We start from the raw sequence: 20,439 nt of genomic DNA on the forward strand, positions 1-20,439 counted from the left end.
TTTTCTCCGTTTGGAAAGAGGCGGGATCGCGCGGCTGCGATCATTGGAAGAGAGGGGGAAAGGCATGGGGAAAGCGGCCTCGATCGTCTGCATCGGCGGGGCGAATGTCGATCGGAAAGCGCGGTTGCTTGCGCCGTTTCAGCTCGGCACGTCCCATCCCGTCACCACGACGCAAACCGCGGGCGGGGTGGCGAGAAACGTGGCGGAAAACTTAGGGCGGCTTGCTCAACCTGTTTCGCTCGTCAGCGCCGTTGGCGATGATCACGATGGACAGTGGCTCATTGACGTGACGAGCCGATATGTCAATACGAGCTTCATCGTGCGAACGCCAAAAGCGAACACCGGGACGTATACAGCGGTGCTCGATGAACGCGGCGAGATGGTTCTCGCCTTGGCGGGTATGGCCATTTATGATACAGTGGGGGAAGAATGGCTAAAGCAGCAATGGACTCGGCTCGGTCCGATTTCTGCGGTCGTGCTTGACACGAATTTCCCGAAGGCTGTCATTCGTTCGGTGATTGCACAATGTCGCCAAGAGGACATCCCGCTTTGTGTTGTGACGGTGTCGGTTCCAAAAGTGAAGCGATTGCCCAGCGATTTGTCTGGTGTGACGTGGTTTGTCACGAATGAAGCGGAGGCTAAGGAATTTGTGGGACGCAACGGGCATACGGACGACATAATGAAACCGATCCTTCAAGCCGGTGCCAAGAACGTTGTCGTCACGCGCGGCGCAAACGGCGTCGCGTACGCCACCAAGCAAGGGGAAACAGGAGCGATTGCGGCGCCGAAGGTTGAGGTCACCGACGCCACCGGAGCGGGCGACGCCTTTGCGGCTGGATTTTTGTACGGCGTCTTAGGCGGACATACGGTGGAAGACGCCTGCCGCTTTGGGATGAGCAGCGCGGCGCTTACGCTGCAAACGGCCGAAACGGTGCATCCCGCTTTGAATGAACACCTGTTGCAAGCCGCCTATGCGCGGTATTTTCGCGAAGGGGGAACGAAGTGATGAATGATTTTCTCGTCTTTTCCGAAGAAGTCGCTCAAGCGAAGGCCGAAAAAAAGCCGATTGTCGCCTTAGAATCAACGATCATCTCGCATGGCATGCCGTATCCGGAAAACGTGCAGACGGCGAAAGACGTCGAGCGGATCATCCGCGACCGCGGCGCCGTGCCGGCGACGATCGCGATCATCGATGGAAAGATTAAAATCGGGTTAACGGATGACGAACTTGAATTGTTAGGGACAAGCCGCGATGTAGAAAAAGTGAGCCGCCGCGACTTGCCGTATGTCGTCGCTATGAAGAAACACGGGGCGACGACCGTGGCGGGGACGATGATTTGCGCTGAGATGGCGGGCATCCGCGTATTTGCGACCGGCGGCATCGGCGGCGTGCACCGCGGCGCCGAGCGGACGATGGACATCTCGGCTGATTTGCAAGAGTTGGCGCGGACAAACGTCGCGGTCGTCTGCGCCGGGGCGAAATCGATTTTGGATTTAGGGTTGACGCTTGAATACCTCGAGACGCACGGCGTTCCGGTCATCGGCTATCAGACGGACGTCCTGCCGGCGTTCTATTCGCGGACAAGCCCGTTTCGCGTCGGTTATCGCTTAGACAGCGCCAAAGAGATCGCCCAGTTCCTCGAAACGAAATGGAAGCTTGGGTTAAACGGCGGTGTTGTGATCGCCAATCCTGTCCCAAAAGAAGATGAGCTCGAGGAGTCGTATATCAACGCGATCATCGAACAAGCGCTCAAGGAAGCAGAAAAGCAGCACATCACCGGAAAATCGGTCACCCCGTTTTTGCTTGACCGTGTGAAAACGTTAACCGGAGGCAAAAGCTTGCAAGCAAACATCGCCTTAGTGAAAAACAACGCCGCCTTGGCGGCCGACCTTGCCCGAGAGCTTTCTTGATGCGAACGCCCCCGCCTTGATGGAAGGACGGGGGCATGATGGCGGTGGAGGATTTATCGAGCGTGAAGCAAATGGCGGATTTTTCGATCATGCTGGGCGATTTTGACGGAGTGGAAGTCGACCGTTTCTTGTGAGTTCCACGCGGATGTGGCCGAGTTTCGCTTTTTTCGGCCTTTTTTTAGAAGCTTCCATNTTTTCGATCATGCTGGGCGATTTTGACGGAGTGGAAGTCGACCGTTTCTTGTGAGTTCCACGCGGATGTGGCCGAGTTTCGCTTCGAGCCGTTCGAACCGTTCGTTCACGGTGCGCTCCAACTGGGCAATCTGCCGCTCAAACCGTCCATCCATCTCCTCGATGCGCTTGTCCATTTCATTCGTTTTTTCATTCAACGCTTGGACTTGGCGTTGAAGCGAGTCGAATTTCTCATGGAGCGCTTCGAACTGCTTGCGCATATCCGCCGCGTACAAATCAAGCACTTGCAAAATTTGCGCCAATATCGTTTTTTCTTCCACCCTCTTCACCTCCTTCCACTTCTAGCATATCAAACAAGCGAGTTTGCGAGAAGGAAAAACGGTTTCAAATCAAGCGGATTTTGTCTATGATAGAGGAGGAGATGCTGTGATGTTTGAAATGACCAAGAGCTCCTTTGGCTGCCCATTTCCATCGCATCGGCCGCTGCTTGTGTTCCATGTATGAAGGAAGAACCCGCAAGCCCGTCGCGAGGAGGTTGAATGTCGATATTCTGTCAGCGACGGGGGTGAAATTTCAGAAAAAAGAAGGTGTGATCATGTCCTTTATTCAAACAATCGAGCCGCATTTGTTTAGCGACCATCCTGTCCTCCGCCAGTTTGCGTTTGACGCAATCGAAGAGTATCCGGATATTCCAGCCGCGCTTGTGGAGCGTTTGGTGGATGAGGCTGTAACGGCGGACAACGAAGAAACACGGAGGATGATTTTGCACGGCATCTCCAAACAGCCGTTGACCGACCGAGCGCTTGAGCAGTTGTTGAGCATGAAAGATGCAGCGAAGTACATCCGTTGGTTTTTCCCGTTTCCAGCCGCCCAGCTCGAAAAATACGGAGAACAGCTGCTCCCTCACTTCCCGCGGTCTTGGCAGCGAGCTGTCCGCCTTGCTTTAGAAGGAACGGAAGATGACGTATGGGAACACTATTTTTCAGTGCTTTCGCATTTGCACGAGGAAGAGTTTCACAATCACGATTGGTTTTTAGTAGCCAAGCAAGCCGTGCGCATTCTCGTTGAACGCGGATGGATGACGAAGGAAGATATCGGTCTGACATGGATGAAAAACGAGCAACAGCCTTGGTTTTCGTATGACGGCATTTTGGCGGTGTATGCGGTCTCGCTCGTCGGCGCCGCTGAATATATTCCCCGCCTCGCCCGACTGTTGGAACAACAAGACGGTGATGTGCTTGTTGATCAAGCCGTTTCCACCTTATCGATGTTCCAACGTGAAGAAACGATCGAAGCGGTGCGCCCATATGCGTTTCAGGAAGACACGGCGCTGTCCGCTATTCATGTGCTCGCCAACATCAAATCTAAACAGGCCGTGCGTGTATTGCGAGAAGTCTTTTCCAAACAGCGCGATGATGACCTCCAAGCATTTTGCTTTGAGGCGCTTTGCCATCAGCTGGATAAAGAGGCGCTCCCAGAAGTAGAGCAGTATGTAAAAAGAGCGGAAAAACGAGGGCGTTCTTGGATGATTGATGTCGAACAGAACGCGTACGCCTATTATACGATTCTAGAGATCGATCACCCGAAGCTGGAAACGTGGAAAGCCATTGCCGAGCAGCGGTATCGCCATTTTCAAGCCGTGCTGCAAACACCTCCGCGGCCGACCAACATCCCATACCGCCGAAAAGAGCGAAAAATCGGCCGTAACGACCCATGTCCGTGCGGCAGCGGGAAAAAGTATAAAAAGTGCTGTGGCAAATGAGAACGCTGCTTTGTCTCAAAGAAATGGCCCGTCCCCACGCGGTGGCGTCGGAGGCGGGCCTTTTAAAAAGACACAGCCATGAGGCTTAAGCTTCCATATTGATATTCTCGGAACAACACGCGCGGCGCTTGGTCGCGATCGCCTGCGCCGTAAGCGATCCAATACGGCGCGAGGTGTTCGGGGGTCGGTACGGCCTGCTTGGCGTAAGGTGCTTTTTCTTCATAATGGAATACATCCTCACTGCGGGCGGCTGACTCGCGCAACAGCCAGTCATCAAAAGCGGCCGCCCAGCTTTCTGCCTCCGCATGCCCTTCCCAACGGAGCGCCATCAAATTGTGCACCGTCCCGCCGCTGCCGATGACCATCAATCCTTCGTCACGCAATGGACGCAGCGCCTCACCAAGCTGGAACAATTGCTTCGGCGTCCACCACGGCACGACCGACGCTTGCACAATCGGGATGTCAGCGTTGGGAAATAGGCGGTGCAACAACACCCAAGAACCGTGATCCAGCCCGCGCGTGGAATCAACGGCCACTTCCGCCACACCAGCGAGACGCTCGCGCACGCGCTCCGCCCACTCGACCGACCCGCGCGCCGGATAAACCACTTCATACAGCTCGCGCGGAAACCCGGAAAAATCATAAATCATGTCATACGTCCCCTCAACCGCCGAAACCGTCGGTTGGCGCGTCATCCAATGCGCTGTAAAGATGACGACCGCCTGCGGGCGAATTCCTTCCCCAAGCTTTTTCAAAAACGCCGTATACGCATTGTCTTCGATCGCCAACATCGGCGAACCGTGGGCGAGAAACAGGGCAGGGGGGTTCATCGTTCCATTCCTCCCTTGAGTCATATTGACGGATCAACACTTTGCAGCCTGATGCCGCCTCTAGAAGGTTGGTGAAAAACCACTGTTTGACTTGATCGATGATTGAACGCGCGAACATAGAGGCTGATGCAACAAGTTTTTTCTACTTGAGAACCGATTTCCAGAAGCGGTTGCGCAAGTAAATCACCAACCTCCTAGAGAGCTGGTGAAAAATTTGTTTTTTGCTTGAACCGGTGGCAGTTCATCAGAAAGGGGGACAGATCTGACAAGGCTTCCCTAATTGAAAAAAATAATGGGGATGAGCCGCCTTTTTCATTCCTCGTCGGCCTTTCTAGACGATTCGACGAAAAACGGTGTATGGGCCGCTTCCCTTGCCAATCCCCTTACCCTTAGTGTAGCATAAGCATCCTTTGCCATTCTATGCACTTGCAAAACTTTTCCTTGTCCATTTAACCTTTTAAAACAGCAAAAAATCAGTTATAATATACCCGTCTGACACGCCATAAACGGTATGCATCAACAAACATGACTAGAGCCTGCCCCCAGTTCACTGGCAACCAAACAATGAACATATTCTCAAACTGGCCGCGCGTTTGATCGGTTGCACAGCGCCAAAGGCAAGGAGCGGTCTCGTTTCGATGTTTTTCCTCAAAAAACCAGGAACGGATCAAACAATCGGAATTCTCGACGTCTCGAGGGGATGGAGTCTCTCCCCTAGCCGTCCCAGCGCTTAGGTGTACATTCTTATCATGGCCCCGTAGCTCAGTGGATAGAGCGTCGGTTTCCTAAACCGTGCGTCGGAGGTTCGAATCCTCTCGGGGCCGCTAGTGAAAACCCTTGCGATGCGGGGGTTTTTTCTTTATCTCCCGCCATATTCGCCGTAGCTCACCCCGATCGAGCGTTTGCGGAAATGGCGGAAAGATCCTGTCATGGCGAATGTATTTCATAAAGAACGAAACGATATCATGCAAGCCTTTGATCGATTTACGGCTTATATCCATGAACATCCGGAGAAGGTGCTGCAGCGCTTGGGGGATGGGGCGTGATGAGAAGTCCACTCTTCATGTTGCATGTATATACATAAAGAACGCCTGCTCGTGACGAAAGAAGCGGCTCTCTCACTAGTTGAGAGAGCCGCTTTTTTAGTAGAATAGAAGAAAAATAGAAACGAAGAATAACATTTCTATACGAAGGAGTTATTCCCATGTCATTGCACGATCTTTTCCGCCAAGTGATGGCCATTTACGAACAAGAAAAACGCGAAAAACTGTCAAAAGAGCGACGGTCGTTTCAGCTGGTGACACGAGCGATTCCAGAGGCGTTGAAAACATTGCCTTTCTTACCGCCTGACCGGTATATGGTGAAAGGTTCTGTCGGTCAAGGGGTGTGGACCGACGTGCCGTGGGTGGCGGTGATGGATCAAGAGGTGACGGATTCGACGCAGCGAGGGTATTATATCGTCTACTTATTCAGTGAAGATATGCGCCGGCTCTATTTGACGCTCGCCCAAGGAGTGACGGAGACGCCGAGAGACGAAATGGAGCGGGTGAAGCGGGACATCCGCCAACTCATTCCCGCTGAAGAACGCGTGCGGACGAATGATGACATCCGTCTTGGCGAAAGCAAACGGGCGAAAGACTACGAACGGTCGGTGGCGGCGTATATCGCCTATTCGTTTGACGATCTGCCATCCGATGAACAACTCGCGCGCGACCTCGAAACGATGATCGGTTATTACCGACAGTATGTGGAGCGAACAGAACCGATGGCACCGCCCGAGCAGGCCCTTTCCTATCGGGAGGCGGTTGAGCATATTCATTCATACATATCCGCCAAAGGGTTTTACTATACGAAAGAGGAAGTGACCAACCTCTTTCTATCGTTAAAAACAAAACCGTTTGTCATCTTGTCCGGCATTTCTGGAACCGGGAAAACAAAAATTGTTCAATGGCTCGCCGAGAGCGTCGGCGCGACGGAAGACAACGGCCGCTTCACCTTAATTCCCGTCCGCCCGGATTGGCACGACGGCTCGGACTTGCTTGGCTATGTCGACATTAAAGGCGATTTCAAGCCCGGGCCGCTCACCAACGTCATCATCGAAGCGGGGAAGCATCCGGACAAGCCGTATTTCGTCGTGTTGGATGAGATGAACCTCGCCCGCGTTGAGCATTATTTCAGCGATGTCTTAAGCGTCATGGAAAGCCGCCGCTGGGAAGACGGGCGCATCACCTCGTCACGGTTGCTGCCGAGAGAAACAGCAGGGTGCGATCTTTTTCTCCCGCCGAACGTCTACATCATCGGCACGGTCAACATGGACGAGACGACCCACCCCTTCAGCAAAAAAGTGCTCGACCGGGCGAACACGATCGAGTTCAACCGCGTCCAGCTCGACCATCTCGATTTTTTGCGCGACTTGCCGACCGTCGCGCCCCTGTCAATCGGACAGGAGCTGTTCGCGGCGCGGTATTTGCATTTGAAAGATGTGTACGCACGCTGCCCAGAGCTTGTTGAAACGGTGACGAAACAGCTCGTGGAGATCAACCGCATCCTCGCGCCGCTCGGCGCGCATATCGGTTACCGCGTCCGCGATGAAATTTGTTTCTACCTTGCGTATAACGAAGAAGGAAAGCTGATGGAATTTGACAAGGCGTTCGACTATTGCCTGATGCAAAAAATTTTGCCGCGCCTTTCGGGAAGCGACGTGCGGCTCGAAACAGCGCTCAAGCAGCTGTTTGTCCTGTGCGCCGGTTTTGAACCGGACGGTGAATACAGCGGCGTGCTTGATGTTTCGTATGCCCGTTATCCAAAAAGTGCGGAGAAAATTTGGCAGATGCTGCGGAGGTTAGAGGACGATGGCTTCACTTCGTTCTGGCTCGGGGCGTGACGACCGCGAGCTTGTCCATATCGAAACGAAACAGCTCACGCTCGTAATCAAAGGAAAGCCGTACCACGAACAATACGAAGGGCTCAAGCAGTACCGCCGCCTCGATTTCCACGAGACGATGGAGTTTTTCGTCAGCGGTGAAGACATCTTGGACGTCAAACTGTTTGACGTGGACGCTGGCGAGCTTGTCGACTGGTCGGGCGGCCACCGCCCGATTTTCTTTGAAAACGGCGTCTATCAGCTGCTCGTCGTTCCGAAAACCGAGCGGGTGCTTACCTTTTATCATGAATCGCCAGCCATTCGGAACGTTGTCAGCCGCGTTGACATCGGCGGACAGGCGGTGTTGATGGGCAACCTCTATTTCCCGAATGAAGTCGGGCTGTCGACATTCGAAATCCGCGACGGCAGCCGTTCCATTTTGGACGTGACGATCGAAATTTTTCCGACGAAGCTGACATATAAACAAGACTACCAAATCCTTCTTGACGAAGTCAGCGAAGAAATTTACAACTTGGCGTTTCACTTCATCAAGCGCACGTACCAGCGGGCGAGAGCGAAGCGGGACGACGCACCGTCCCGAAGCGAGTTTTTCCGGCTCATGGAAGCGCATATCAGTGACTTTTTGCATGCCATTCGGCATATTGAGCGGCAGCCGCACCATCAACTGTCGACCGTCCATGTGAGAGTGCGCGGCGACCAGCTCGGCCGTTTGGATGCGGCAGGAAGAAACGATTTGCGCAAGCGGCCGCAAGTGTTCCGTGACGTCAAGCGCGGCATCAACATCGGAAGTCGAACCGTCATGCCGCGATCGGGGCTCAAAGCGAAAAAAGAACTGACGTACGACACGCTCGAAAACCGGTTCGTCAAATGGATGATGACGCGCCTTGTCGAGAAGCTGCGCGGTTTGTTCGAACACGTGCAAGGGAAGCAAAAGCGATACGAAACGGAACCGGATCCGGGTTTGCTTGAGCGCATCCAATCGATGATCCGCGCGCTCGAAACTCGGCTTCGTCACTCTTTTTGGCGGCCGATCGGGCGGCTTGACCGCTCCGTCATGAGCCTCGTCCTGCAAATGGCGCCCGGGTACCGCGACGCCTATCAGCTGTTTCTCATCATCACCCGCGGCCTCGCCTTGCAAGGGAAGCTGTACCGAATGTCCGTAAAAGACGTCGCCACGTTGTACGAGTATTGGACGTTTTTGAAGCTCGGGCAGCTCCTCGGGAAAAAATACAAACTCATCAGCCAAAATGTCATCCAAGTGAACCGCTTAGGGCTGTTCGTCAATCTCGAAAAAAACCGCTCCGCCAAGCGGGTGTACGAACATCCGTACACCGGAGAGCGAATCACGCTGACCTATCAGCCGTACGAAGGAAGGCTGCCAACCGTCCCGCAAATGCCCGACACGGTTCTGGCGATTGAAAAGAAGGGAAAAGACTATACATTCAACTACATTTTCGACGCCAAATACCGCCTGGACTTCGCCGTTTCGGGCAGCTCATACGAAAAACGGTACGGAATGCCGGGCCCGATGGAAGACGACATCAACACGATGCACCGCTACCGCGATTCGCTTGTCGCCCGCCGCGGCGGCCCATACGAGCGCACCGCCTTTGGCGCCTACGTGCTGTTCCCGTGGCATGACGAAGACAGCTACCAAGCGCACCCGCTGTACAAAAGCATCAACGACGTCAACATCGGCGGCCTGCCGTTTTTGCCGAACGCCACCCGCCTGGTCGAGCAGTTCATCGAGCGGCTGATTGAAAAGAATCCCGAAGAACTGCAAAACGAAGGCATCCTGCCGCAAGGGATCATCGAAGAATGGCGGTCGGGGTTCGATGAGCATGTGCTCGTCGGCATGGTGCCAAGCGCGCGGCATTACGAAGCCTACCGGAAACACCGCTTCTACCATATCCCGGTCAAGCAGCTGAAAAAAGGTTGGCAAACGGCGCGCTACATCGCCCTTTACCCGAAGCGGGGAGCCGCCCCGCAAAACGGGGTCACGTGCTTTGGCAAAATCGCCGCTGTGAACATCGTCAAACGATCGGCCATCACCGAGCTGCCGAAACGAAGCGATGAGGAATACGTTCGCTTCGAAGTCGAAAGCTGGAACTTTCTCCAAAACGTCATCCGTCCCGTCGGCTACGGCATCGCCGTCTATGCGATGACGACGTTCAACATGCTCAAACAGGCGAAAGAACTGCCGGAACTGTTCATGAAATCAAGCGAGGAAATCGCCCTTTGGCGCATCCTGCGGCGGCTGTCCGACCGCATCCGCTTCGACCTTGACGCCCGCTACTTGGATCAGGCGTCCAAGATCACCGCGTACCGCATCAAAAACGTGTCCATCCGCCTAGGAGACGGCCTGCTCATGATCACGAACGGCACGAAGCACAAAACGATCCCCGCCGAACTGCTCCGCAAGCAGCCATCGGCCGTGTTTCGCGAAGTGGTGGGGATGATGGGGGAGGGAAGGATGCATGGCCATGTGGGTATGATCGAGAGACAAGGCTGGGTCTGATGATCCATGTCTGTTTCAATCCATTTTGGCATGTATAAATGATTGCATGTCAGTAGCATAAATGCTATCATTGTGTATAATGATTGGTAAAGGGTAGAGGATATTGTTTGAGGTAATATACACAGGAAATGTAAAGGAATTTGAAAATCATCTACTGAGTAAAGCCGAGCAAGAACTTAGACAAAAAGGTCGTCCGGGGATATGGTGTCATGTTGCTGATGTATATGCCAGGCAACTTACGATTATTCAACGTAATCCATATCCGTCTGATCCGGAGAACAACGGCTTTCCGGATGATATCATCCCTCCGTCGTTGAAACATCTTCGCATGAATACTCGTTATGATCATTTTTACAGATGGGGTATAAGAGGTGGAAGAACTGGAAATCACAGAATTATATTTGCGATTCACAATTTTTCAAAAGTCATATTGCTTCATTATTTTGACAAGCAGTATAACGGAGCGATAAGACGAGAGGATATTGTGCCGGCTGAATCAGCATATGAACGTTATTGCGCTTTCGACCCTTGCCTTTATTAATGGACTGGGAGGGAAAAACAATGAGTGATTTTTTTAAGAAATATGCAGCCATTCGAGGCGAGCAACATGTTCAAAAACTTCGATTGGAAGGAACGATAGCTGCACAGATTAAAACAAGACGAAAGCAGCTGAATATGTCTCAACAGGAACTGGCAGATCGCATTGGAGTTCCAAAATCCACGATTGGGAGAATTGAATCGGGGCTTACAAGTCCTAGGGTAGAGACGCTTTTTAAAATTTCGCAGGCATTGAATACTCCTTTTATCATTGATGGTACAAGCAGACAGGATCATAACCTGAATGTTCGGGTTTAGCGCATAATAGGGAAATCGATGAGTTCTTTGATCAACTGAGAGTACATGTGAATTTTCCTCCGATGATTTGGCTCGGTCTCCTTTACCATACGGGAAAATTCGCATTTTTTGTATCCTCTATTTTCCCAATGCGCACCTATCTTGCCGTAAATGATCAAGTACAACTTGTGGTGAAGAGCCGGAAAAGCTTAATCACTCACTTTTTGCACCCTCCCGACGAAAATCGGGAGGATTTTTTGCGCCCATCGTTGATGGAGAGGCTGGATGTCTTGCGCCTTGACGTCGAGTTCGATCAATTCGTTCCTAGATCGAAACAGAGCCCTCGTTCTTAAGCTGTGTCTATGATAATCAATCTATAGTTTCGACAAATTTCAACAACATCCTACCAGTTGTTTTCGTAAAATAAAACCATAAAGAAAAGAAACAAGGAGCCATTCGTGCATGAAGACAAAAGGGATGATTGACAACAGACAAAACGGCCTAGTCGGCGATGCGTTGAAAGCGCATATCACAAAAGGCAGCAAACTATCGATTGCGGCGGCGCATTTTACGTTATATGCGTTTGCAGAGTTGAAAAAAGAACTGGCGCAAATCGATGAATTCCGTTTTATTTTCACAGAGCCTGCCTTTGTGCGCGGTGATCGTTCATTCAATGAATGGATGAAGAAAAACGAAGCGGCGCTGTATGGAGTAGAAGAAGAACGAAAATACAAAATCGAACTTAACCAAGCATACATAGCAAGGGAACTGGCGAAATGGCTGAAACAGAAAGCAAGGGTGAAATCGGTCGTCAATCAGCGCATTCAAGGCAGCATATATCATGTGCGAAATGAGGACGGGTCACAAATCGGCTTGATCGGCGGTGCGCCGTTTTCCAGCCCAGGTCTAGGCTACAGCAACTCTTCCAATATTTATATTAACCATATTGTCGACGATGAGCATTCAAATACCCAACTGCTTCGTCAGTTTGACGCCATTTGGCAAGATGAACAAGCACTGCAAGATGTGAAAGACGAAATATTGCGGCGCTTAGAAGTGATGTATAAAGAAAATTCGCCAGAGTTCATTTACTTCGTGACGCTCTACAATCTATTTAAAGGCTTCTTGCAAGATGCGAAAAACTACGAATCGCTACAAACAAGAACGGGATTTGAAAATACGGTCATTTGGAACAAACTTTACGATTTTCAGCGCGATGGGGTAATTGGCGCCATCAATAAAATCGAAACGTATGGAGGATGCATTATCGCCGACAGCGTCGGGCTCGGAAAAACGTTTGAGGCGTTAGCGGTCATTAAATATTACGAACTGCGCAATCATCGCGTTCTCGTGCTGGCACCAAAAAAATTGAGGGAAAACTGGGCGATTTACCGTTTAAACGATAAGCGCAACATTTTGGCGGAAGACCGCTTTTCCTATGACTTGCTCAACCATACCGATTTATCGCGTGAGCGCGGATATAGCGGCGATATTAATTTGGAGCATGTGAACTGGGGAAATTATGACCTAGTCGTCATCGATGAATCACACAACTTTCGCAATAATGATCCGCGCAACGATCGGGTGACGAGATATTCCCGCTTGATGAACGACATTATTAAAGCGGGAGTGAAAACGAAAGTGTTAATGCTTTCTGCCACCCCTGTCAATAACAAGCTCGATGACTTAAAAAACCAGATAGCTTTCATTACGGAAGGAAATGACAAAGCGCTAGCGGAAACGGCGAACATCAAAAGCATCAGCCAAACGATCCGCCGCGCGCAGTCGCAGTTCAAAAAATGGAGCAATCTTCCTGAAGAAGAGCGGACCACTGAGCGGTTGTTAGATATGCTAAACTGGGATTATTTCACCTTGCTTGACTCATTAACAATCGCCCGTTCGCGCCGCCATATTGAAAAATATTACAATGTGAACGCGATCGGCTCGTTTCCGACCCGCCTGAAGCCAATCAATATTAAAGAAACGATTGACGCTAAAGATGAATTTCCGCCGCTGGAGAAGATTAATAATGAAATATTGCGGTTGCGGTTGGCGGTTTATTCGCCGATGCAATACATCTTGCCTCATAAAAAAGCAGTTTATAGCGAAAAGTACGATACGAAAGTAGCAAACGGAAGAATTTTTAAACAAACCGACCGGGAAAATAATCTTGTCTATTTAATGAAATCTAACTTGTTGAAACGATTGGAAAGCAGCATTCATTCCTTTTCTTTAACATTGGAAAACATTATTCATCAGATCGATTCGCACATTCAAAAAATAGATCAATATGATCCGAAAAACGAAACGATCGGAGATATTAATGATATAGATATGGAAGATCCTGACTTAGAAGACGCGTTAATCGGCTCGAAAGTGAAAATTTTCATCAAAGATATGGATCTAATCCGATGGAAGCAAGATTTATTATATGACCGCGAGATTTTAGCGAAGTTGCTTGCGCAAGCGAGAAGGATAACGCCAGATCGCGATAAAAAATTATTGGCATTGAAAAAAGTCATTCAAAACAAAATCGAGAATCCGATTAACGGCCAAAACAAGAAATTGCTCATTTTTACTGCGTTTGCGGATACGGCAAAATACTTGTATGAAAACTTGCATGAATGGATTTATCGTCAATTTGGCTTGCACTCTGCCGTAGTAACTGGCTCGGATCATCCGAAAACTACGTTAAAAATGAAAAAAGTCGACTTCAATAATGTCTTAATGAACTTTTCACCTATTTCGAAAGAGCGGGCAAAAGTAATGCCCGAGATGAAAGAGGAAATTGACATACTAATTGCTACTGACTGTATTTCCGAAGGGCAAAACTTGCAAGACTGCGACTACCTTGTCAACTATGATATCCATTGGAATCCGGTTCGCATTATCCAGCGTTTTGGCCGTATCGACCGCATTGGCAGCAAAAACGAACGGATTCAGTTGGTCAACTTTTGGCCGTCGCTGGAACTCGATGAATATATTAATCTCGTCAACAGGGTAAAAGACCGAATGACGATTCTCGATATTTCTTCCACCGGAGAAGAAAACGTCATCGCCGACAACAGCAATGAAATGAAAGATTTGGAATACCGCCGCAAACAACTCGAAAAACTGCAAAACGAAGTCATTGATTTAGAGGACATTTCCGGAAATATTTCTTTAACCGATTTTACGTTAGACGACTTCCGCATGGATTTATTAAATTTTATGAAGGAACATAAAGAAGCGGTGGAAAAAGCGCCGCTAGGGCTTTTTAGCATTACCGTGAACAAAAATGAAAAACTAAAAGACGAAATTAAGCCTGGGGTTATTTTCTGTCTAAAACAAATCGATCACGTCACATCATCGAACGAACAAAACGCGCTCCATCCATATTACTTGGTATACGTACGGGAAGACGGCACGGTGTTGTATAACCATGTCCACGTAAAGAAAATTTTGGATTTATACCGTTCGCTATGCAACGGAAAAAAAGAAGTGGAGCGGGATTTATACGAAGCGTTTTACCAAGAGACGAAAAACGGAAAAGACATGGGGCAATATAAGGCGCTGCTGGAGAAAGCGGTAGAAGATATCGTTGGCAAAATCGATCAGCAAATAACGCTGAACATATTTAGCCTCGGAAACTTGGACAGCTTAGTGACGAACGCGAATACGAGTTTGCAAGACTTTGAAATTATCTCTTATCTTATCATTAAAGGGTGAGAGCGGTGGCTGGATTCACATTTTATGCTAGAATAGGGCTGGACGATAAAGTCCGCCCTTTACATAAGAAGTTGGATAAAAAAATGTTTTACGATTTCGCTGATTTAACGAAAAAGGAAAAAGACTATATTACGAAATACGTCGATCGGATCGAGCTAACGTATTTATTAACTCCAAGTGTGATTAATATCCAGCCATTTATTAATGAAGATTATCATTATGAAGGAGTTATGTTTATCACGATTCGATTAAGAAACGAAACAAAAGACGCCTGCCTTCCTGTCATTGGAGAGATTATTCAAGGATCGTTGCCAAACCCTGTCGTCATCGTATTTGAAAAAGAAGGAAACGTTCAGGTTGGTACGTGTTTAAAGCGATTAAACAAAATCGATAAAACGCAAGTTGTTTTGGAGGAATTTGCGTATACTCCGTGGTTTTCATCCGACAGTGACGATGAAACGGTTCGGCAATTTATTGATGCGGTTCACATAACAGCGTTATCTTTTTCTCACTTCTTCCGGTTTTATCAAGACATTCATATCGCGGTACAGGCGTTTCAGCACGCGAAAGCGGTCGGTGCTTTTTACATCGCTACCGATATAGAATCGCGTCAACTGATTGCGCAAATTGAACAAGCGGAAGCGGAAATTGCGAAATGGAAAAACAAAATTAAAAAAGAAACGCAGTTTAACCGAAAAGTAGAGTACAACATGAAAATTCAGCAATTAACGACGCAAATCGAGCAGTGGAAACAACAATTGCGATGAAAGGGGAAGCACGATGGAAAAACTAGATGGAAAATCAATGGATATTATAAAAGCGAACATCGAGGCGTTAAAGCAACTATTTCCGGAAGTGGTTACCGAAGGAAAAATTGATTTTGAAAAACTAAAACTGATTCTTGGCGAAGAGATCGAAACGCGCAATGAAAAATATGAGTTCACCTGGCACGGCAAAACACAGGCGATGAAACTCGCGCAAACGCCATCCACCGGCACGCTGCGACCGGACAAAGCCTCCAGCAAAAACTGGGATACGACCGAAAACCTTTATATTGAAGGCGACAACCTCGAAGTATTAAAGCTGTTGCAAAAATCGTATTTCGGCAAGATTAAAATGATCTATATCGACCCGCCGTATAATACGGGGAAGGACTTTGTGTATAAAGATGATTTCCGTGATAATATCAAAAATTACAAAGAAATCACGCAGCAAATGACAAAGGCGAATACAGAAACGAGCGGGAGATTTCATACCGATTGGCTAAATATGATGTATCCGCGGTTAAAGTTGGCAAGGAATCTTTTAAGTGAAGACGGGGCTATATTCATATCCATAGATGATTCAGAGATAGATAATTTAAAAAAGATTTGTGATGAGATATATGGTGAAAATAACTTTGTTGGTAGATTTATTTGGTCCGGTGGTAGAAAAAATGACTCAAAATACATCTCGGTATCACATGAATATGTTTTAGTTTATGTGAAAAACATACATAGCCTTATTGAAAATAAGGTTACATGGAGAGAAAGAAAAGAAGGGCTAGATGAGATTTACAGTAAAGCAGAGGAGTTAGTAAAAAAACATAATTTTAATTATGAAGAAGCGTCACAGTCCTTAAAAGAATGGTTTAAATCTCTGCCTGATAACCATCCTTCTAAACAACATAGCCATTATAGCTATATAGATGAAAGAGGTGTATATTTTCCGGGTGATATTTCTTGGCCAGGTGGTGGAGGACCTGTGTATGATGTTTTACACCCAGTAACCGGAAAACCTGTTAAAATTCCAAGACTCGGCTGGCGATTTAGTGAAGAACGTATGAAGGAAATGTTAGAAAATAATATGATTCATTTTGGTGAAGATGAATCAAAAGTACCATGCGTTAAAAGATATTTAAAAGAAACAGAGCACCAAGTCCCTTACAGTGTGATTTATCGAGACAGCAGGGGTGCGATGAAACGATTAAGAGATTTGCTTGGAGGAAAAGTGTTTGACTTTCCTAAGGATGAAACAATTATTTTGAAGTTTATTCGAATGGTATCGAACCAAGATGACATCATTCTTGATTTCTTCTCCGGCTCCGCCACCACCGCCCACGCGGTAATGCAGTTAAACGCTGAAGACGGCGGCAATCGCAAGTTTATTATGGTGCAGTTGCCAGAGAAGACAGATGAAAAGTCAGAGGCGTATAAAGCAGGGTATAAAAACATTTGTGAAATCGGCAAAGAACGCATCCGCCGCGCTGGTGAAAAGATCGTTCAGGAAACGGGAAAAACGGATTTAGATATTGGCTTTAAAGTGTTTAAGCTCGATTCTTCCAACGTGAAAACATGGGATCCTGATTTCGATAACTTGGAGCAAACCCTTTTCGATTTGCAGGATAACATTAAAGAAGACCGCACGAAAGAAGATTTGTTGTATGAGATTTTACTGAAAATCGGCCTGCCGCTCACCACACCGATTGAAGAAATTGATTATAACGGCAAAACGATTTATAACGTTGCCTATGGTTCCGTGTTAGTATGTTTAGAAGATGACATCGATTTGGATATCGTTCAGGAGATGTTGAAATATCAATCCGAGCATATGCCGCCGAAAGTCATTTTTAAAGAATCCGGCTTTATGAGCGACGCGGTGAAAACGAACGCCTTGCAAACGTTGAAAAAGCACGGCATCACGGATGTTAGGAGTGTATAACCGATGAAGCTGAAGTTTAACGCGGATTTGGACTACCAACGGCGCGCGATTGAGTCGGTGGTGCATATTTTCAAAGGACAGGAACTGAACCAGTCGAACTTCACCGTTTCGTACGGCCCTGAGGCGGGAATGCTTCAAACGGACTTGGGCGTCGGGAATCGGCTTGACCTGACGCCTGAGGAAATTTTAAAAAACGTCCAAGACATCCAGGTGAGAAACGGCCTGCCGCGCAGCGAGCGGCTCGATGGCATGCATTTTACGATTGAAATGGAGACGGGGACGGGGAAGACGTACGTCTATTTGCGGACGATTTATGAGCTCCATAAGCATTATGGATTTACGAAATTTGTCATCGTCGTTCCGTCCGTGGCGATTCGCGAAGGAGTGTACAAGTCGCTGCAAATCACTCGCGACCATTTCGATGAACTGTACGACCGCACTCCGGCGGAATATTTTATTTACGATTCGCAGAAGCTTGATCAAGTCCGCAATTTTGCGACGGCGACAACGATTCAAATCATGATCATCAATATCGATGCGTTCCGCAAAAGCTTTGAAGATCCGGAAAAAGAAGATAAGGCGAACGTCATTCATCGGCCGAACGACCGTCTAAACGGGTATCGCCCGATTGAATTTATCCAACAGACGAATCCGATCGTGATCATCGATGAGCCGCAAAGCGTCGATACGACGCCGAAATCGAAGGAAGCGATCGCGTCGCTCAACCCGCTTTGTACGCTGCGCTACTCGGCGACGCATGTGGACAAGTATCATATGGTGTACCGCCTTGATGCGGTTGACGCCTATAATCAAAAGCTGGTGAAAAAAATTGAAGTCATGTCTGTCCGATCCGAACCGTCGTTCAATGTGCCGTACATCAAGCTCATTGAGGTGAAAGAGCGAAAAGCGAAAATTGAGCTCGATGTCGAATCGCGCGGGAAGATCAAACGGATGACGAAAACGGTCAAATACGGCGATGATTTGTATGACATTTCCGGAGAGCGCGAACTGTACCGCGGATATATCGTCGAGCAAATCGATTGGACAGAAGGAAATGAAGCGGTTGAAATCAATGGCTACCGACTCGGTGTGGGCGACGCAATCGGGGATGTCGATGACGATGCCATCAAGCGGTATCAAATCCGCAAAACGATTGAAGAGCATTTAAATAAAGAATTGTGGCTCCGCCCGCGTGGGATTAAAGTGCTCAGCTTGTTCTTTATCGACAAGGTCGCTCATTACCGCGACTATGATCAAGAAGGCCAGCCGGTAAAAGGAAAATATGCGATCATGTTTGAGGAAGAGTATCGGAATTTAATGCAAAAGCCGAAATACCGTCCGCTCTGGGACGATCCGGGCATTGACCAAGACATCGAGAAGGTGCATAATGGCTATTTTGCTCAAGATAAAAAAGGACGGTTGAAAGATACGAAAGGGAATACAGAGGCGGATACAGATGTATACAATCTCATTATGAGGGACAAAGAACGGCTGCTCAGCCTCGATGAGCCGCTCCGCTTCATTTTCTCTCATTCCGCGCTCCGTGAAGGATGGGACAACCCGAACGTCTTCCAAATTTGCACGTTGAAAGACTCGTCAGGCACGTATGTATCGAGGCGCCAGGAAATCGGGCGTGGTTTGCGTTTGGCTGTCAACCAAAACGGGGAACGGGTGCATGACGATCATATCAACATATTGACGGTTATGGCGAATGAGTCATATGAAGAATTTGTTGCCACTTTGCAAAGAGAGATTGAAGAAGATACGGGCATCCAGTTCGGCAAAATCGAAAAACATGTATTTGCCAAACTCGTTTATGTGGACGAGGCGACGGAAGAGCCGGTGCAAATGGGTTATGATTTATCATTGAAGCTGTATGAGGAATTAAAACAAAACGGCTATATTGACAAACAGAGCAAAGCAACGGAAAAACTCAAACGAGCCATTGAAAACTATGATCTCCATCTGAGCGATGAATTCCAGCCGTGGCTATTGTCCATCGTGAAAGAGATCAAACGCCATTTGCAAGCATTGCCGATCAAAGACGGGACGAAAAAGAAAAAAGTCCATGTCAATATGGCGGTCCTTAATCAAGAGGAGTTCACGCGGCTGTGGGATAAAATCAAATATAAAACCGTTTATTCCGTTGATTTTGACAGCGAACAGCTCATTGACTTATGCATTGCCGCCATTCAAGAAATGAGGCCGATTGAGAAAATCCGCATTGTCAGCCGAAAAGGACGGGTGGAAATTGATCATGTGACAGGCGTACAGGCGCAAACGATCAGCGAAAAAGTGGAAGATTACGTGAGTTTGCACCATACGCTCCCGGATCTCATCACCGAGCTGCAAAACCGGACGAATTTAACGCGGAAGACGATCGTGCGCATTTTGACCGGCTGCAAGCGGCTCGATGATTTCAAAAACAATCCGCAAAAGTTTATTGAAGAAGTGGCGAACATCATCCAGCGCCAAATGAGGCTGCTGCTGAAAGATGGCGTGAAATATTACAAAATTGGTGATGATGCGTATTACGCGGTCGAGCTGTTCCAAAATGAAGAGCTGCTCGCCTATTTGAACGACAACGCCATCCCGAGCGAAAAATCGCCGTTTGACCATATCCTTTACGATTCTGAGGTGGAAGAGCGGTTCGCCAAACGTTTTGAACACGATGAAAACGTAAAAGTGTACGTCAAACTGCCGAGTTGGTTTAAAATTGACACCCCAATCGGCTCCTACAATCCCGACTGGGCGCTTGTCATCGAAAAGGATGGTGAGGAAAAACTGTACTTCGTCCTCGAGACGAAAGGACAGGAATGGGAGGGCGAACTGCGTCCCGGTGAAGCAGCGAAAATTGCCTTCGCCCGCAAACACTTCCAAGCCATCGGAACGGACGTGGAATTCATTGGGCCGGAAAATGATGTCGAGCGGTTTATGCTGCAAGTCTTAAGCCGTTAAAGGTGGGGACAAAGCAGAGGCCGATTGGGCTTCTGTTTTGTCTCAGCATCACATTACAGATCAGCGAGCGAGAAAGCCCGCTCCTTGAGGGGTGGGATGAAAGCGAGCCGTTTTCTTCATATTATTGAATGATGATGAAAAA

At 48.4% G+C, this 20,439-nt stretch carries 13 protein-coding genes and 1 tRNA gene; 12 read left to right on the forward strand and 2 right to left on the reverse strand.

What is annotated here, in order from left to right:
- Together T260_RS127970 and T260_RS127965 are read left to right on the forward strand one after the other, a co-directional pair.
- Window positions 1-1,006, forward strand: a 1,006-nt coding sequence (locus tag T260_RS127970; protein ID WP_023634080.1) for a carbohydrate kinase family protein, incomplete at its 5' end; no start/stop codon positions are given.
- Window positions 1,006-1,911: a pseudouridine-5'-phosphate glycosidase gene (locus T260_RS127965; protein WP_014195542.1), complete on the forward strand. Its 906-nt coding sequence runs from the start codon at window positions 1,006-1,008 to the stop codon at window positions 1,909-1,911. The genes T260_RS127970 and T260_RS127965, both read left to right, overlap by 1 nt.
- A gap of 200 nt (window positions 1,912-2,111) precedes the next feature.
- Here the strand turns inward: T260_RS127965 and T260_RS01000000138020 are convergent, their stop codons facing one another.
- Complete coding sequence (locus T260_RS01000000138020) at window positions 2,112-2,423, reverse strand: hypothetical protein (RefSeq protein ID WP_236620441.1); 312 nt, start codon at window positions 2,421-2,423, stop codon at window positions 2,112-2,114.
- Window positions 2,424-2,698: 275 nt separating this feature from the next.
- Here T260_RS01000000138020 and T260_RS127960 point away from each other — a divergent pair, with 275 nt between their 5' ends.
- Entirely contained in the window at window positions 2,699-3,865 is a 1,167-nt protein-coding gene (locus T260_RS127960) for a HEAT repeat domain-containing protein (RefSeq protein WP_031205493.1), read from the forward strand.
- 62 nt (window positions 3,866-3,927) lie between these two features.
- On the opposite strand, the gene T260_RS127955 is transcribed toward T260_RS127960, so the two are convergent.
- The gene (locus T260_RS127955) at window positions 3,928-4,695 is read right to left on the reverse strand and encodes a DODA-type extradiol aromatic ring-opening family dioxygenase (protein ID WP_014195545.1); all 768 of its coding nucleotides are present in this window, start codon (window positions 4,693-4,695) and stop codon (window positions 3,928-3,930) included.
- A 751-nt stretch (window positions 4,696-5,446) separates the two neighbouring features.
- Here T260_RS127955 and T260_RS127950 point away from each other — a divergent pair.
- The 9 genes from T260_RS127950 to T260_RS127910 all read left to right on the forward strand — a co-directional run bounded on the left by T260_RS127950 (window position 5,447) and on the right by T260_RS127910 (window position 20,297).
- Window positions 5,447-5,519: transfer RNA gene (locus tag T260_RS127950), tRNA-Arg, on the forward strand.
- Between the two features lie 380 nt (window positions 5,520-5,899).
- The gene (locus T260_RS127940; protein WP_023634082.1) at window positions 5,900-7,579 is read left to right on the forward strand and encodes an MrcB family domain-containing protein; all 1,680 of its coding nucleotides are present in this window, start codon (window positions 5,900-5,902) and stop codon (window positions 7,577-7,579) included.
- Window positions 7,548-10,097, forward strand: a complete 2,550-nt coding sequence (locus tag T260_RS127935) for a restriction endonuclease-like protein (protein WP_023634083.1) — start codon at window positions 7,548-7,550, stop codon at window positions 10,095-10,097. Before T260_RS127940 ends, T260_RS127935 begins: the two co-directional genes overlap by 32 nt.
- Before the next feature lie 103 nt (window positions 10,098-10,200).
- Window positions 10,201-10,638, forward strand: coding sequence for a hypothetical protein (locus tag T260_RS1000000138895; protein WP_023634084.1), 438 nt, complete (start codon window positions 10,201-10,203; stop codon window positions 10,636-10,638).
- Between the two features lie 20 nt (window positions 10,639-10,658).
- Complete coding sequence (locus tag T260_RS127930) at window positions 10,659-10,952, forward strand: helix-turn-helix domain-containing protein (RefSeq protein WP_023634085.1); 294 nt, start codon at window positions 10,659-10,661, stop codon at window positions 10,950-10,952.
- A gap of 441 nt (window positions 10,953-11,393) precedes the next feature.
- Complete coding sequence (locus T260_RS127925) at window positions 11,394-14,639, forward strand: helicase-related protein (protein WP_023634086.1); 3,246 nt, start codon at window positions 11,394-11,396, stop codon at window positions 14,637-14,639.
- A gap of 5 nt (window positions 14,640-14,644) precedes the next feature.
- Window positions 14,645-15,406, forward strand: coding sequence for a DUF4391 domain-containing protein (locus tag T260_RS127920; RefSeq protein WP_023634087.1), 762 nt, complete (start codon window positions 14,645-14,647; stop codon window positions 15,404-15,406).
- A gap of 13 nt (window positions 15,407-15,419) precedes the next feature.
- Entirely contained in the window at window positions 15,420-17,339 is a 1,920-nt protein-coding gene (locus T260_RS127915) for a site-specific DNA-methyltransferase (protein WP_023634088.1), read from the forward strand.
- Window positions 17,340-17,342: 3 nt separating this feature from the next.
- Window positions 17,343-20,297, forward strand: a complete 2,955-nt coding sequence (locus T260_RS127910) for a type III restriction-modification system endonuclease (RefSeq protein WP_023634089.1) — start codon at window positions 17,343-17,345, stop codon at window positions 20,295-20,297.
- Window positions 20,298-20,439: the final 142 nt, after the last annotated feature.

The organism is Geobacillus thermopakistaniensis, assembly GCF_000498995.1.
Lineage (GTDB): Bacteria > Bacillota > Bacilli > Bacillales > Anoxybacillaceae > Geobacillus > Geobacillus thermoleovorans.